The organism is Fodinicola acaciae, from assembly GCF_010993745.1.
Classification (GTDB): Bacteria; Actinomycetota; Actinomycetes; order Mycobacteriales; family HKI-0501; genus Fodinicola; species Fodinicola acaciae.
Genome location: NZ_WOTN01000004.1, coordinates 453,844 through 468,191 on the forward strand (window position 1 = coordinate 453,844; position 14,348 = coordinate 468,191).

The following is a 14,348-nucleotide window of genomic DNA, read 5'->3' on the forward strand; positions in this document are numbered from 1 at the left end:
CAGCGGCAGCAGTCGAGGCTTGGCATCTGAGTGCATCGTCCTGTCGGACTGCATCGCTAACATCGGGTAGAGATAACGGTGCACCAGGCTATGAAAGTCAGGCGACAATGATCCAGCGAAGCCAGAGGTGGCGCTGCGCGTTCTGCGGTCAAGCGGGGAAGGCGAGCAGAGAGCACGTACTTGCCCAATGGCTACATGAACACATTGGCCCGCTTCCGGGGCCACGAGCAACGGAAGTCCTAGGAATCGACTTTGACGAGCAAGAGGGCGCTTATGTGGAGAGGCGTCGGCAACGATACGACTCGCAAAGCACGCTGCTCCATCAGGTTACGCGGAAGGTCTGCTCGACGTGCAACAACGGGTGGATGAGCAGCTTGGAAGCAGCATCTCGCCCGGTCATGCTGGCGCTTATGGACTCGACGCGGGCCGCCACCCCGGTTGCGATCACAGCGGATGACGCTGCGACATTAGCGCGCTGGACGACAAAGACGGCCATGACCAGCGAACTGGCAAGCCTACGCGACGAGAAGAACGAGGAGCCGTGGATCTCCGCTGATCTTCGTGAGGCGCTGATGACTGCATCGTCACCACTCGCGAATTCCCGGGTTTGGTTGGCGACCTACGCTCCGGGTGAGGTTTGCAAGCTAATGCAATCTGTAGTCACGTACGATCCGATTCAAGGCGGCGGTCAGCGTCAAGCATTTGCCAGCTGCCTGATGCTTAATGGCGTGGCTTTTCTTACCTACATTTTTCGCCCTGGCGATCGATTCAATCCGCTTCCACCTCTACAGCGCTTCCACGGACTGTTGCTATGGCCGACACTAACACCAGTTGAGTACCCTCCGTTACCTTGCAAGGAAAGTGAGTTGTTTAATGCGATCACCAACTGGTCACCTTGGTTGAGCATATATAATAAGCAGCAGCTTGCACCGCCCACTAATACTTCAACTGGCGAAATGAAGCGGCAGGGTCATTCGACATAACCTTGAATGTCGACCGTTACACCCGAGGTGTCGACAATTAAACGACGAACATGCAATCTTCCAGCATCGGGATATCGGAGAGTCATTCCGCGTGAGGCAATGTGATAGCCGTTGGGAGTCGTTCGCCAACGCATGAGTCCCAGCTCGCCATGACGGTCGGCAACCATCCAATGTTTGTCACTAAATTTAACCAACAATTGGTCGCCGACATCGATTGTGGCTATTCGTGGAGATCGGGTACCTCTCGCAGCAAATCCGTGCATCGGCAATCTGCCTGAAGCGTAGAGTTCGTCGACATAAGGGCCCGCAAGACCAACGACGAGGTAGCCGTTGGCCCGACGGGTGAGGACTGGGTGTCGCGTTGCGGGCCCTTCGTTCATCACACCTTCCCAACGTCCAGCGGGAGTCGGATATCTAGTCAAGCTGATGAAGCGCGCGGCTCCACGGGAATGAATCTAGGCGCGCTGCTCCGACTCCAGGTTCGTGTGGCTCCCATTCACCAGGGCCGAAAAGGACTCGGACGCCTTCGGCGCGGAGTTCCTCGATGGCGTGGCGGAAGGGGCGGCGGTTGGCCAAAGCTGAGTTGACGAATGGGAGTATGACGGTTGGTGTGCCTCGGCCGATGTTTTCTGAGAGTAGGTCGAGTGCGTAGGTGTCGGCGGTGCCGTGGGCGAGTTTGTTGATGGTGTTGTATGAGGCTGGCGCGACGATGATGGCGTCGGGAACTGGCCTCCCGGAACTGCGGCGTTCGGCGGCTGGGCGGTGGCCGGTGCGGACGGGGTTGCCGGTCTGCTTTTCAAGAGCTTCGACGTCGATGAAGCCGGCGCCGGCTGGTGTGGCGATGATGTGCACGTCCCAGCCATCGTCTTGTGCGAGTGTGACGAGGGTGCCGACTCGGTTGGCGGGGCCGGCGCCGCAGACGAAGATCCAGAGCACGCGGGATGGGTTGGTCACTACGCGGCTCCGATTCGGGTAGCCAGCTGGTGTACGTGGGGACGCAGGCTGAGTGGTGCGGATGACTCGATCCGTTGCACCAGGGCATGCACGGACGGACGGCCGCGTAGTTCCTCGGGTGCGATGGCCTCGGCGTGCTGTACGGCCTGGAAGGCGGGCTCGTGCTTGCCCCACTGGTTGAATCCGGCGGCCACGTCGAGGTAGAACGTGGCTCTGCGCTCGACCTGGGCTATCGCGGTGTCGTCTACCTGGCGGGCGGTAGAGATCGCGGTGCCGGCGTCTCCGAGTTCGACGGCGAGGTTCACCCGGTGCAGCAGGACGTTTGTGGGGCCGAAGGCGGTCCATGCGTGGTTGCCGTCGTGGCCGAGCAGCGTTGCCGCGCGGTCTGCTTCGCCGACTAGCTCTAGCGCTGTGTCTCGGTCGTTTGCGCGCGCTGCGGCGACTGCGCCGCGCAAGAGCAATGATCCGTACACGGACAACGACGAGTCGTTGCCGATGTCCAAGTGGTCTTGGAAGCTCTCCCCGAATCGGTTGACAAAGGCGCTGGCTTCACGACGGTTGCCGCCACCCATGAGCGCGTGCGCGAAAATCCGCGCGCTAGCGCCGAGCGTGACGGGGTTCTCGCTTGCTTTTGCGGCGCTCATGCTGCGGTCAGCGGCGACCGCGGCGAGGCCGTCGTTGCCGACTTTCAGGAGTATGCCGGCGATGACGTGGTATGCGTCGGAGATCGCGGCGTGAAGGCGTGACTTCAGCAGTCCATCGGATGCGGTGGCGGCGATCTGGAGGGCAGGGACTAGGCCGGAGAGAGCTGCTGCGGCGTCATTGTAGCGGCTTGCCTGGTAGAGCTGGCGGACTTTTCCGCTGGTACGCAGCAAAGCAGCTGGGTCGAGGTTGTCTCCGGTCGGGGCGGATAGAGGGAAGGGCAGCAGAAGGTCGGTGAGGGATCTTGAGGCGGTGCTTGCGGCCGCGGCGAGGGTCGACGCTCCTGCCAGGCTGAGGAAGTCTCGCCTGCGCATGGGATCGTCCGCTCCCTTGTCGGCCGCATCGAGAACCTGATCCCACGAAGGTAGTCCGCGGTCGAGGTCGGAGCTATCGCCTTGGGACGTGGCGCTGACCGCTGCTGGCGTACGCGGGGCAAGGCCCATCTGTTGCCGCGCGGCATCGGGCATACCGAGGCCATCAGCGACGCGCTCCAGCACGAGGATGCTTTCGACCTTGTGTTGGCCGCGCATGAACTCGCTGACGCGGCCCTGTTTGAAGTCGACGGCGGTGCCGATCTGCGTCTGCGTGATCTGGTGGTACTGGCGCAGCAGCCGGAACAGGTGGCCGAGATCGCGGGCGCGGAGAGCGGCGCAGACCTGCGGTCGGTCCCAGAACGTCGCGGGAAGCTTGATCAGGTCGTGTGCCGGCACGTGCCTACAAACCTCCCCGCTGACCGTCTGAGCTGCGGAAACCGTCTCCGCGATGATTCTAGGCCAGCGATCGATCACTGTCGGCGTTCGGCGTATCTCAGCAACGGATATCTCATCGTGGGGTGCCCGCTGACCTGATTGGTCGACAAGCTCTGTTGCATGGCCGGAACAGGGGAAACGCAGACCTGCCAGTCCTGCGAGGGGCGCGGCTGGCTGGTGGTGGCGAGTCGGCGTAATTGGGACGGCGGCGAGTACGGCCGGCGGCTTCACCGTCGCGCTTGCCTGGACTGCGGCGGGAACGGCACCGCCGCCGTACGAGGCGTCCTCTACGTGTGGGACCGCGCCGGATAGGTCTGCGGCCGCTGAGCTGGCACCGGGACGGTCCGTGCCGAGATTCCTAACGATCCCCATCGTCCTCGGTTCCCCGTCCCGGTGCCTTTCACGTTTTCGCGCTTTTGGCGGCAGAGGGAGCCGTGTTGATGAAACTCTGGGCGGCTCGGAAGCTGCCGAAACTCAACGAGGAAGCCATCGCAGAGTCCTTGGACGTCTGCCCTGTTGACGTCCAGGACGAGCTGATGTAGGAGCTGGCCGCGCGCATTTGCGACGACCACCGCCGCATCTCTGATTACTGCCTGATCTGTGAGCAGGACTGGCCGTGTTCTGCCTTCATTCTCGGAGTCGAAGGGCTGGAAGGCTCGTTCGAGCACGGCGGGTGGCGGCTGAGGCTGCGGAACTGGCGCCGCCGCGTCTTCTGGCCAAGCCGGCCGTGGAGGCAGGGAGCATGAGCGGCAAGCGCCGATGGTTCGGCCGGTCCACCGAGAAACCCACCCTGGTGCCGACCACGGTACCGGCAACCGTGGACATCTCCGGCCGACCGGACGTGTTCGCGATCATCCGCGAAGCCGACCCTTCCGGCGTGTCCGGACTGGGCATCGTCGGCTGGGGTGTGATGTTCCCTGACGCCAAGGCCGTACTGCGATGGACCGGCCAGACGACCGGCGTGCAGCAGGTTTCGGTCTATGACTCGATCTTCGACATCGAAACCGTCCACGGTCACGATGGAGCCACTAAGATCGTCTTCTTTCCCCAGCCGCCGTCCGCACTCGGCGGCGACGCCGGCCCGACCGTGACGGGTGACGCTGCGACCGCAAAAATTTGCGATCACCGCACCTCAACGGCTAACCTCTCGACAAGTCGAGTAGATGTCTCCTCGTAGGTGGGTGGGTAGGGTGCCTCTGGATGTGGCTCCGCCTCGGTATGTCGTGATCGTGAACACGATCCAGCAGCGCGTCGAGGACGGCACCTACCCGCCCGGCTCCATGCTTCCCAGTGAAGCCCAGCTCAGCGACGAGTTCTCCGTCTCCCGCGTGACCGTGGTACGCGCGCTGTCCATCCTGGCTCAGGACGGCTGGGTCGAGGCGCAGCATGGACGCGGACGGATCGTACGCGGTCGCCCCCGACCGAAAGTCGAGGCGCTGCCCGGCTACGTCTCGGACGCGCTTGACGGCAACGAGTCCGGCACCACCGCCGGCATTGCCGTGTTGGAAACCCGCCGCGTGCAGTGCCCTCAACGGATCGCGTCCGCGCTCCAAGTCCCAGCCGGTACGCCGACCGTGGCCCGGCGACGGCTCGTGACGGTCGCCGAAGTCGGAGCCGTTGAGCTGTCCACGGTGTACATCACTGTGGAAAACGCCGGGCGTACCGACCTGGAATCCTCCGCGCCGCTCTCCGGCGGAGTCCTCGATCATTTGCGGCAGCGCAAAGAAATCTCGTTCGGGCAAGCCACTGAGATCGTGTCTGCACGGGCGGCTACGGCCGACGAGGCACGCACTCTGGAGATCGAGCGCCGTTCACCCGTACTGACCGCGCTCGTGATCGCCTACGACCGCTCCAACGCGCCCGTGGTCGCCATCGACAGCGTCTACGCGCCGACGCGCCAGGAACTCGAAAGCACATATCTGCTGCCCTGACTGGCGGAATGTACCGCTTGCGCTTCTCGATCCCTCCATGCACTTGACAAGTCGAGTTGTTCACATGCTAAAGTCAACTCGACAACACAAGTTGTCGTCCAGACGTACGACCTGGAGGAATCATGGCGGTTCAGAACAGGCACCGGTTCAGCGAGGCTCAGGCCGTGGTGTTTGAGCGGGGGCTTCTGCTCTGCGGGGAGGTCGAGGCGGACACCGAGTTTCAGTCGCGGGATGAGCGGGCGGCGGGTCGTCCGGTGCGGCAGCGGGTGGACGAGGTGACTGGCAAGCGGCAGTGGAAGGGCATCTTCATCGACCAGTCCGCCGGCAAGGCCAAGAATCACTCGATCGAGATCACCTTCCTGGCGGACGTGCAGCCGGTCCCGGCCAGCAACGGGGAAACGGTGCTGGGGATGCGGCCGGTGGAGCTGGAGGGCTTGCAGGTCTCGCCCCGGCTGGTCGGTCAGGGTGAGTACAAGGGCATTGGCTGGGCATACTTCGCGACCGGGTTCAAGCAGCCGGCGACCAGTGCGGCCAAGACGGCCGGCAAGGCGTCCGCCGACACGGCTGGAGCGCGGTCGTGACTGGCGGGAGTGTCGACCTAGTCGAGGTGAACCGGGCCGCCATGGTTGATGCGGTGGTCGATGTGGTGACGACCACCTGTGACCTGACCGTGGTGAGCGCGCGGGTGGTGCACGGCTCGGACGTGGCGGATATGGCGCGGTCCAAGGAGGCTTGTGAGCTGCTTGTGCGGGCTACACACAGGCTCGCGATGCTGCTCTATCCCGGTTCTTTCGGCATTCCGACAGACGATGGAAACGCCTTCTGGGAGCGGTTGCGTAACGCCGCCCTGGATAGGGGCTCGTTCCTCTCGGAAAAGCAGCCAGTGGGAGTGCGTACGTCGACGGCGGCGGCGTCATGACCAACGGCCGCAGAAAAAACGACCTCGATCACACCGTCGTGGCGATGGCCGTGGTGGAGATGGTGGCCTGCACGCGGGCGGTGGGCCAGGCGTGGCGGGTCAACGTGCACGGCATGTCCAGTGACGCTCGCGGCCGGCTGCTGCACAACGCCGCCAACATCGAGGCAAAGCAGGCGCACGCGTTGGCAGAGCTGCTGTTTCCGGGACTGCGGGAGTACGAAACCAAAGCCGCGCTCCGGACCGCGCTGCTGACCCGCGTACGGACGCCGGTCGAGCAGGACATCCCGTCCGTCCACCCAGTGATGAGTCACCAGCCCGGTTGATGGCTGGTGCGCGAGGACGGGGCCGGGTCAGTTTGACGGCCGGTCCGGTCCCGGTCCTCGCACACGGTGCAACCACACAACATCGCCTCCGCACGAGGTGAGAAAGCGAGTGTCTGGCATGGGTAAGGGTAAACGGGGACCGGCACGGGGTAGCCGGTGCGGTCGCTGCGGCGCGATGGTGACTGGCCTGGACAAAGGGGCGGCGTGCCAGTCCTGCGCCGATCAGCTGACCTTTGAGGCGTTGGGCCGTACCCGGGGAAAGTTCGTCTCGGTCGGCTGGCCGACTGCCCGCACTCACGGCGGTGCCCTGTGATTGGGCCGCGCGGGGCCAAGCAGACGACCGGCTTGGTGGTCGTTCCCGAAGACCAAGTACGCGGCAAGTGGGCTGTCCCGCTGGCCATCCTGCGGGCTCTGGGCCGACTGGTGCGGTGGGTGGTCATGCATCCGGTGGACGTGGCCGCGCTGCTCGGGTTGGGGTGGTTGTGGGTCCAGCACAGCTGGCAGGCCCCGGTGATCGCGGTCGGCCTCGTCGGCCTGGCGCTCACCGGGTGGGCGGTCTGGAAACCAGCTTTGTTTCACCGGTTCGCGTTGTGGCCGGTGATCTCGCGGTTTCGGCACATGTGGAAATACCAGATCCGCTGGCGGCCCGCGATGACCCTGTGCAAGCTGGACGCGACCTACGACCGGCAGCAATACCTGCCAAAGCTGGTGTGGGTAGCCGCGAATCGGTGGGTCGACAAGGTCACCGTTCGCATGTTGATGGGCCAAAAACCCGGCCACTACACGTACAAGGCTGAAGAACTGGCACGGACGTTCGGTGTCCGTGAGTGCCGGATCTCCTCGGCCCCGCCGATCGCGCCGGACCGTACCGGGCGGTTCGCGTGGCTGCTGCGGCTGCTCGACCGGGTCCGGTACCGGGATCATCCTGACCGCGTCGTGCTGACGTTGATCAAGCGGGACCGGCTGGCCAGAACCGTTATGCCGCTGCACATTCCACGCGTGCCGAACCTGCGGGCACTGCCGGTCGCGGTACGTGAGGACGGCGCGCTTTACACGCTTCGGCTGGCCGGGTCGCACGTGCTGGTCGCCGGCGCCACCGGATCAGGCAAAGGCTCAGTGATCTGGTCAGTCATCCGCTCCCTGGCCGGCGCGGTGCATGACGGGTGGGTTCAGCTGTGGGTCATCGACCCCAAAGGCGGCATGGAACTGGCCTTTGGCCGGTCGCTGTTTCACCGGTTCTGCTACGGCGAGGACGACACGGCCGACCCTGACCGTAAACGCTCGTATGAGATCGCCTACGCCGAGTTTCTGGAAGATCTCGTGGTCGAGATGCAAGGCAGGCAAGCGAAACTACGCGGGGTCGCGCGGGATCACACGCCGAGCAAGGACAGCCCGGCGATTGTCGTGATCATCGATGAGCTGGCCTCGCTGACCGCGTACGTCATCGATCGCGAGGCCAAGAAACGCATCGCGGCCGCATTGGCGCTGCTGGCATCCCAAGGCCGCGCGGTCGGCATCGACCTGCTGGCCGCGTTGCAGGACCCGCGCAAAGAGGTGCTGCCGTTCCGGGACCTGTTCCCGACCCGCATCGCGCTGCGACTGGTCGAAGACGGCCAGGTCGACCTGGTGCTCGGCGACGGCGCCAGGGACCGCGGCGCGTACGCCGACCTCATCGACGCCACCGGACAAGAAGGCGTCGCCTACGTCGTGCTGGACGGCATGCCCGAACCAGTACGGCTGCGGTTCGGGTGGATCACCGATGACGAGATTCACCGCGTCGCGGCCTGGTACGCACCCGGCCGGCGCAACACGTACGCGGAGCTGGCAGCGATGGACGGCGACCACGCGGGACCTGGCGTCATCGACTCCACCACGGTCGAGTTCCCTCGGCCGGAGTTCGGGGACGCTGGCGAATGACAGAGGACTCGGGGAATCCTTCTATGACAACGAAGTCTGACCCTCATGACCGGAACCTGTCCCGCATAGAACGGGCCAGAATGCCGCTAGCCAAAGAAGTGTTGGAATCCGTCGCGCTGCAATTCGGCGTGTGCGTACGACCGATGGCCATGCGGCGCATAGACACCACCACCGGCACCACAGAAATTATCCCGGTGCCGTGTGGCGCCCGGCTGGCCAGCAAATGCGAGCCGTGCGCCAAACGGGCTAAGGCTCTGCGGCTGGCACAGTGCCGCGAGGGTTGGCACCTAGCCGACGAACCGCCGCTGGAGTCCGACGACCCGACCGAATTGCAGCAGCAGCTGGCGACGGCCCGTGCTGACGCGCAGAGCCATCGTGACGAGTTGGCCGGGCAGCTTGGGGCCGATCACCCCGAGGTCGCGGAGCTGGACGTCCAGCTGGCCGAGGTCGACGAGCAACTGCGGCAGGCTGGCGTACGCGGCACCCTGACCGACAAACCGGCACGCCGGACTCGCTCGACCAAACGGCGCCAGGATGCCGCCGAGCTGCCTCGGCTGCCCGTCGACAAACGCACGGTTGGCCGGACCTACACGGCGAACGACGGCACGGTCTGGCGTCCGTCGATGTTCATCACGCTGACCTGTGACTCGTACGGCCGGGTCGGTCCGGATGGTGCGCCGGTTGATCCGTCCAGCTACGACTACCGGCGTGCCGCTCGGGATGCCATCCATTTCCCGAAGCTGGTTGACCGGTTCTGGCAGAACCTTCGCCGCGCGGTCGGCTGGGACGTGCAGTACTTCGCCTCTCTGGAACCACAACGCCGGCTGGCGCCGCACCTGCACGCGGCAATTCGCGGGACCATTCCGCGGACTGCCATCAAGCAAGTTGCAGCTGCCACGTATCACCAGGTGTGGTGGCCGGCCTGCGACGAACCGCGTTACCTGCCGGGGCATCTCCCGGTTTGGGACGGCGAGCTGGCCGCGTACGTCGACCCCGACAACGGCGACCAGCTCACGACCTGGGATCAGGCGCTCGATGACATCGGTGAGGATGACGAGCCGGCGCACGTCGTACGGTTCGGCGCGCAGGTCGACGCCAAAGGAGTCGAGGCCGGCACCGAACGGGCCAACCTGCTCATCGGCTACCTGGGCAAATACCTGACAAAGCAGCTGGACGAGTGCCACGAAGCGATCACCGACCGACAGAAAGCGCACCTCGACCGGTACGCGGACGCGCTCCGCTTCGAGCCGTGCTCGCCGACCTGCGCCAACTGGCTCATGTACGGCGTACAACCGAAAAACAGCCGGCCCGGGCTGGCTCCCGGACACTGCAAAGGCCGCGCACACAAAAGGGCCACGCTCGGGTTCGGTGGCCGGCGCGTACTGCTCTCGCGCAAGTGGTCCGGCAAGACACTCACTGACACCCGCAACGACCGGCGCCGCTGGGTGCTCGGCATGATCCAGAAACTCCAACAGCACGGCGGCGACCAGGCGCACGTCGAGGTTTCGGCAACCGAGAACCCCGACCGGTACGCCTGGGAACGACTGTCCACATCGGACACCGATGCCATCGGCCGTAGGCAGCTGCTCATGCACGCCATCGCCGACCGGCAACGATGGCGCCGCGAGCTCGACCAGGCGCAGGCACTCGCGGCCGGACAGCCGGAGGTGGCGGCATGACCACCGACAAGCTTTCGGCAGTAGATGGCGGCTCGACGCCTGGACTGCTGCTGACCGTGGAAGAAGCGGCGAAGCGGCTGCGGATTGGCCGGACGCTGATGTACGCGCTCATCCGGTCGGGAGAGGTGGAGTCCATCCCGGTTGGTCGGCTGCGCCGGATTCCGGCTGAGTGCCTGGACGAGTACGTCAAGCGCGCTCGCGCGGCCAACCGCTCGAAGAATTCTGCGGCATAGGGGGAGCCCATGAAGCGGAACGCAAACGGTGAATCGACCGTATATGAAGGAAAAGACGGCCGGTGGCACGGACGAGTGACTGTCGGTGTGAGGGATGACGGAAGCGCCGACCGGCGTCATGTCAGTCGGAAGACGGAAAAGGCGGTCCGTGCTGCCGTCCGCAAGTTGGAGAGCGATCGCGATTCCGGCAAGGTCAAGAAGGCCGGCAGGACTCCGACCGTGGAGAAATGGCTGCTGCACTGGCTGGAGAACATCGCTGCGCTGTCGGTCAAGTCGTCCAGCTACGAGGCGTATCGCGTCGCTGTGCATGTCCACCTGGTCCCCGGCATCGGTAAGCACCGGTTGGACAAGTTGGAGCCGGATCACCTGGAGCGCTTCTACGCGAAGATGATCAGGTCAGGTAGCAAACCGGGTACGGCTCATCAGGCTCACCGCACTATCCGGACAGCGCTCGGCCAAGCTGTCCGGCGCGGCTACATCACGAGCAACCCTGCGGCAATCGCCACGCCGCCCCGGCTGACTGAAGAAGAGGTGGACCCGTACTCGGTCGCTGAGGTGCAGCGCATTCTCGCTGCGGCGGCCAACCATCGGAACAGTGCACGGTGGGCTGTCGCTCTGGCGCTGGGGCTCCGGCAGGGCGAGGTGCTGGGGCTGAAGTGGACGGATGTAGATCTCGGCAACGGCACGATGGTCATCCGGCGGTCTCGCGTACGACCGAAGTACGAGCACGGTTGCGGCGGTGACTGCGGCCGGAAGCCTGGCTACTGCAAGCAGAAGCGACAGATCCGACCGGACACTGACGACACGAAGTCACGGGCTGGTCGACGTACGGTCGGTCTGCCTGGCGAGCTGGTGACGCTGCTCCAGAAGCATCGGGACGAGCAGGACCAGGAGCGCGAGAACTCTCGGCAGTTGTGGACTGACGGCGGCTGGGTCTTCGCGACGCGGACCGGCGGGCCGCTCAACCCGAACACCGACTATCGCGAGTGGAAGCACCTCATCCACGAGGCCGGCGTACGGGATGCGCGGCTGCATGACGCTCGCCACACGGCGGCTACAGCGTTGCTGATCCTCGGCGTGCCGGAGCGGGCTGTCATGGATCTGATGGGCTGGTCCAGTACGTCCATGGCCAAGCGCTACCAGCATGTCACCGGACAGATCCGCCAGGACATCGCGGCGCAGCTCAACGGTCTGATCTGGCAGACGAAGAAGGCGAAGAAGAAGGCCGGCAAGAAGAAGGCCAAGAAGCGCAAGGCCGACGACAAATGAGACCAAAACTGAGACCAGAACGACGAACGCCGGTCAGCCCGTACGAAGGCTGGCCGGCGTTTGGCCTGGTGAGGCGTGGCGGAGGATACGAGATTCGAACTCGTGAGGGGTTGCCCCCAACACGCTTTCCAAGCGTGCGCCCTAGGCCTCTAGGCGAATCCTCCGTCGGACATCCTACCGACCGTGGTGAGCGGCGGCCGAGGCGGGCAGTGTCGGAGGCGCGAGGTAAGCTGATGACCAGCCCCTCGTGCGGCGTGCATCCTGTGAACTCCCCCAGGGCCGGAAGGCAGCAAGGGTAAGCGGGCTCTGGCGGGTGCGCGGGGGGCCCTTACGTTCAGCCGACCCGACAGGCAAGAGGGAGGCGGCGTTCAGTGGCGAACCTCGCGCTCTACCGGAAGTATCGTCCGCGCACCTTCGCCGAGGTGGTCGGACAGGAGCACGTCACCGGACCGCTCATCCAGGCGCTGACCAACAACCGGCTCAACCACGCATACCTGTTCAGCGGCCCCCGCGGCTGCGGCAAGACCTCCTCCGCGCGCATCCTGGCTCGCTCGCTCAACTGCGCGAAGGGGCCGACGCCGACCCCGTGCGGCGAGTGCGAGTCGTGTGTGGCGCTGGCGCCAAACGGGCCCGGCAGCCTCGATGTGATCGAGATCGACGCGGCCAGCCACAACGGTGTCGAAGACGCCCGTGACCTGCGCGAGCGCGCGTTCTTCGCGCCGGTGTCCAGCCGCTTCAAGGTGTACGTGATCGACGAGGCGCACATGGTCACCACGGCGGCGTTCAACGCGCTGCTGAAGCTGGTGGAGGAGCCGCCGGAGTTCGTGAAGTTCGTCTTCGCGACCACCGAGCCGGACAAGGTGCTGCCGACGATCCGCTCGCGTACGCACCACTATCCGTTCCGCCTCATCCCGCCGCAGCAGCTGCGCGACCTGCTGGAGGAGATCTGCAACAACGAAGGCGTCAAGATCGAGCCGACGGTGTTGCCGCTGGTCGTACGGGCAGGCGGCGGCTCGGCGCGTGACTCGTTGTCGGTGCTCGACCAGCTGCTGGCCGGTGCCGGCGAGGACGGTGTCACGTACGCGCGCGCCATCTCGCTGCTCGGAGTCACCGACGCCGCGCTGCTCGACGACGTGTGCGACGCGCTGGCCGCGGCCGACGGCGCCGGTGTGTTCAACGCGATCAACAAGGTCGTCGAGGCCGGTCACGACCCTCGCCGGTTTGCCTCTGACCTGCTCGAACGCCTCCGTGACCTGGTCGTGCTGGAGCGCGTGCCGGACGCCGGCGCCAGTGGTCTCATCGACGTGCCGGCCGACCAGTTGGAGCGGATGACCGGCCAGGCCAAGCGGCTCGGACCGGCCTCGCTGTCCCGGATGGCCGACATCGTGCACGACGGTCTGGTGCAGATGCGGGGTACGACCTCGCCGCGGCTGGTGCTTGAGCTGCTGTGCGCGCGCATGCTGCTGCCAGCCGCCGAGGAGAGCCACAGCGCGCTGATGCAGCGCCTCGAGCGGATGGAGCGGCGGTTCGAGATCGGCGGCATGCCGGCTCCGTCTTCGGTGGCCCCGTCTTCGGTGGCTCCGGCGCCGGCACCAGCGCCTCAACCGGTCGCGCAGCCAGCACCGGCTCCAGCTCCAACACCAGCTCCAACACCGGCGCCGCAGCCAGCAACAGCTCCGCAAGCGCCCCCGCCCCCGGCTCAGCCGGCCGCTCCGACGCCGGCACCGAGTGGCGGCGGCATGGACACCACGGCCGTACGGCAGATCTGGCCGCAGGTGATGGAGCGAGTGAAAGGCGTACGCCGCGCGCACTGGTCGGCGCTGATGGACTCGACGCCGACCGCGATCGAAGGCAACACGCTCGTCGTCACAGTCAAAAACCAGGGCAACGCCGCCTGGCTGAGCAAGGACGAGGCGGTCCAGGCGGTCGCCGGCATCCTCAACGACCTGCTCGGCGTGCGCTGGACGCTGAAATACGTCACGGGTCGCCCGCCGGGCGGTGGCGGCGCGGGTCCGGCACGCGGTTCGCAGCCACCGCCACCTCCTCCACCGCCGGCACCGACGCCAGCACCGGTGGAAGCCGCTAAGGACGAGTGGCCGGACGTACGCGCGGTCCCTGGCGCCGACGCGCCGCCCCCGCCGCCGGCACCGGAAAAACCGAAGATCGTCGACATGGAGCCGCCACCGGATCCGTACGACGAGCCCTATCCCGACGAGTACGACTCGGTCGACGTGCCTGGCGAGCGCGTCGACGTGATGAGCAGCGCGATCCAGGCGATCCAGGCGCTCGGCGCGACCGAAATCAAAGAAGGCTAGGCTGACGCAAAAGTCAGCAGCGAGGAGAATGCCGTGAGGCCCGGTGGCCAGCCCAACATGCAGCAGATGCTCAAGCAGGCGCAGAAGATGCAGCGCCAGCTGGAGGAGGCGCAGGCCGAGCTCGCGGCCGCCGAGGTGACCGGCTCGGCCGGCGGCGGCATGGTGACCGCCACGGTGACCGGCTCCGGTGAGCTGACCGCGCTGGCCATCGACCCCAAGGTCGTCGACCCCGACGACGTCGAGACCCTCGCCGACCTGGTGATCGCCGCCGTACGCTCCGCGTCCGACGAGGCGAAGAAGCTGGCCGAGCAGAAGATGGGACCGGTCACCGGTGGCCTCGGTGGGCTCGCCGGCGGCCTGGGTCTCTAGCCGAC

General features: G+C 65.7%; 15 protein-coding genes, 1 tRNA gene and 1 other RNA gene. 14 read left to right on the top strand and 3 right to left on the bottom strand.

The genetic code is table 11. The annotated features are described in order from the left end of the window. The first annotated feature begins 365 nt into the window (after positions 1-365). On the top strand, positions 366-983 hold the full coding sequence (locus GNX95_RS37555) for a hypothetical protein (RefSeq protein WP_163512546.1): 618 nt from the start codon (positions 366-368) through the stop codon (positions 981-983). A 414-nt stretch (positions 984-1,397) separates the two neighbouring features. Here GNX95_RS37555 and GNX95_RS42815 read toward each other — a convergent pair whose 3' ends face one another. Together GNX95_RS42815 and GNX95_RS42820 are read right to left on the bottom strand one after the other, a co-directional pair. Further along, positions 1,398-1,937: a flavoprotein gene (locus GNX95_RS42815; RefSeq protein WP_222854245.1), complete on the bottom strand. Its 540-nt coding sequence runs from the start codon at positions 1,935-1,937 to the stop codon at positions 1,398-1,400. Further along, the gene (locus GNX95_RS42820; protein WP_163512547.1) at positions 1,937-3,349 is read right to left on the bottom strand and encodes a helix-turn-helix transcriptional regulator; all 1,413 of its coding nucleotides are present in this window, start codon (positions 3,347-3,349) and stop codon (positions 1,937-1,939) included. The genes GNX95_RS42815 and GNX95_RS42820 overlap by 1 nt, the downstream gene beginning before the upstream one ends. Positions 3,350-3,508: 159 nt before the next feature. Between GNX95_RS42820 and GNX95_RS37570 the strand changes: the two genes are divergently transcribed. From GNX95_RS37570 to GNX95_RS37615, 10 genes are all read left to right on the top strand, one after another. Further along, entirely contained in the window at positions 3,509-3,700 is a 192-nt protein-coding gene (locus GNX95_RS37570; protein WP_163512548.1) for a hypothetical protein, read from the top strand. Between the two features lie 430 nt (positions 3,701-4,130). Beyond that, positions 4,131-4,565, top strand: a complete 435-nt coding sequence (locus GNX95_RS42285; protein ID WP_187369759.1) for a hypothetical protein — start codon at positions 4,131-4,133, stop codon at positions 4,563-4,565. Between the two features lie 52 nt (positions 4,566-4,617). Further along, the gene (locus GNX95_RS37580; protein WP_163512549.1) at positions 4,618-5,319 is read left to right on the top strand and encodes a GntR family transcriptional regulator; all 702 of its coding nucleotides are present in this window, start codon (positions 4,618-4,620) and stop codon (positions 5,317-5,319) included. A 122-nt stretch (positions 5,320-5,441) separates the two neighbouring features. Further along, positions 5,442-5,900: a hypothetical protein gene (locus GNX95_RS37585; protein WP_163512550.1), complete on the top strand. Its 459-nt coding sequence runs from the start codon at positions 5,442-5,444 to the stop codon at positions 5,898-5,900. Between the two features lie 41 nt (positions 5,901-5,941). Beyond that, positions 5,942-6,238, top strand: coding sequence for a hypothetical protein (locus tag GNX95_RS37590; protein ID WP_163512551.1), 297 nt, complete (start codon positions 5,942-5,944; stop codon positions 6,236-6,238). Next, complete coding sequence (locus GNX95_RS37595) at positions 6,235-6,561, top strand: hypothetical protein (protein WP_163512552.1); 327 nt, start codon at positions 6,235-6,237, stop codon at positions 6,559-6,561. The genes GNX95_RS37590 and GNX95_RS37595 overlap by 4 nt, the downstream gene beginning before the upstream one ends. 348 nt (positions 6,562-6,909) lie before the next feature. Beyond that, the gene (locus tag GNX95_RS37600; RefSeq protein ID WP_163512553.1) at positions 6,910-8,478 is read left to right on the top strand and encodes an FtsK/SpoIIIE domain-containing protein; all 1,569 of its coding nucleotides are present in this window, start codon (positions 6,910-6,912) and stop codon (positions 8,476-8,478) included. Between the two features lie 80 nt (positions 8,479-8,558). Next, entirely contained in the window at positions 8,559-10,157 is a 1,599-nt protein-coding gene (locus tag GNX95_RS37605) for a replication initiator (RefSeq protein ID WP_246281906.1), read from the top strand. Continuing rightward, positions 10,154-10,390, top strand: coding sequence for a helix-turn-helix domain-containing protein (locus GNX95_RS37610; protein WP_163512555.1), 237 nt, complete (start codon positions 10,154-10,156; stop codon positions 10,388-10,390). The genes GNX95_RS37605 and GNX95_RS37610 overlap by 4 nt, the downstream gene beginning before the upstream one ends. Before the next feature lie 165 nt (positions 10,391-10,555). After that, on the top strand, positions 10,556-11,659 hold the full coding sequence (locus GNX95_RS37615; protein ID WP_222854247.1) for a tyrosine-type recombinase/integrase: 1,104 nt from the start codon (positions 10,556-10,558) through the stop codon (positions 11,657-11,659). A 76-nt stretch (positions 11,660-11,735) separates the two neighbouring features. Here GNX95_RS37615 and GNX95_RS37620 read toward each other — a convergent pair. Next, positions 11,736-11,823: transfer RNA gene (locus GNX95_RS37620), tRNA-Ser, on the bottom strand. A 73-nt stretch (positions 11,824-11,896) separates the two neighbouring features. Between GNX95_RS37620 and ffs the strand changes: the two genes are divergently transcribed. From ffs to GNX95_RS37635, 3 genes are all read left to right on the top strand, one after another. Then, positions 11,897-11,991: signal recognition particle sRNA small type (gene ffs, locus GNX95_RS37625), an RNA gene on the top strand. Between the two features lie 39 nt (positions 11,992-12,030). Next, entirely contained in the window at positions 12,031-13,974 is a 1,944-nt protein-coding gene (locus GNX95_RS37630; RefSeq protein WP_163512557.1) for a DNA polymerase III subunit gamma and tau, read from the top strand. 33 nt (positions 13,975-14,007) lie between these two features. Further along, complete coding sequence (locus GNX95_RS37635; RefSeq protein WP_163512558.1) at positions 14,008-14,343, top strand: YbaB/EbfC family nucleoid-associated protein; 336 nt, start codon at positions 14,008-14,010, stop codon at positions 14,341-14,343. The last annotated feature ends 5 nt before the right edge of the window (positions 14,344-14,348 follow it).

Excerpts from the sequence above, each read along its gene's own strand:
- GNX95_RS37585 (WP_163512550.1), top strand. The coding sequence starts at position 5,442 with ATGGCGGTTCAGAACAGGCACCGGTTCAGCGAGGCTCAGGCCGTGGTG.
- GNX95_RS42285 (WP_187369759.1), top strand. The coding sequence starts at position 4,131 with ATGAGCGGCAAGCGCCGATGGTTCGGCCGGTCCACCGAGAAACCCACC.
- GNX95_RS37590 (WP_163512551.1), top strand. The coding sequence starts at position 5,942 with ATGGTTGATGCGGTGGTCGATGTGGTGACGACCACCTGTGACCTGACC.
- GNX95_RS37610 (WP_163512555.1), top strand. The coding sequence starts at position 10,154 with ATGACCACCGACAAGCTTTCGGCAGTAGATGGCGGCTCGACGCCTGGA.
- GNX95_RS37570 (WP_163512548.1), top strand. The coding sequence starts at position 3,509 with ATGGCCGGAACAGGGGAAACGCAGACCTGCCAGTCCTGCGAGGGGCGC.
- GNX95_RS37605 (WP_246281906.1), top strand. The coding sequence starts at position 8,559 with ATGCCGCTAGCCAAAGAAGTGTTGGAATCCGTCGCGCTGCAATTCGGC.
- GNX95_RS37595 (WP_163512552.1), top strand. The coding sequence starts at position 6,235 with ATGACCAACGGCCGCAGAAAAAACGACCTCGATCACACCGTCGTGGCG.
- GNX95_RS37555 (WP_163512546.1), top strand. The coding sequence starts at position 366 with ATGAGCAGCTTGGAAGCAGCATCTCGCCCGGTCATGCTGGCGCTTATG.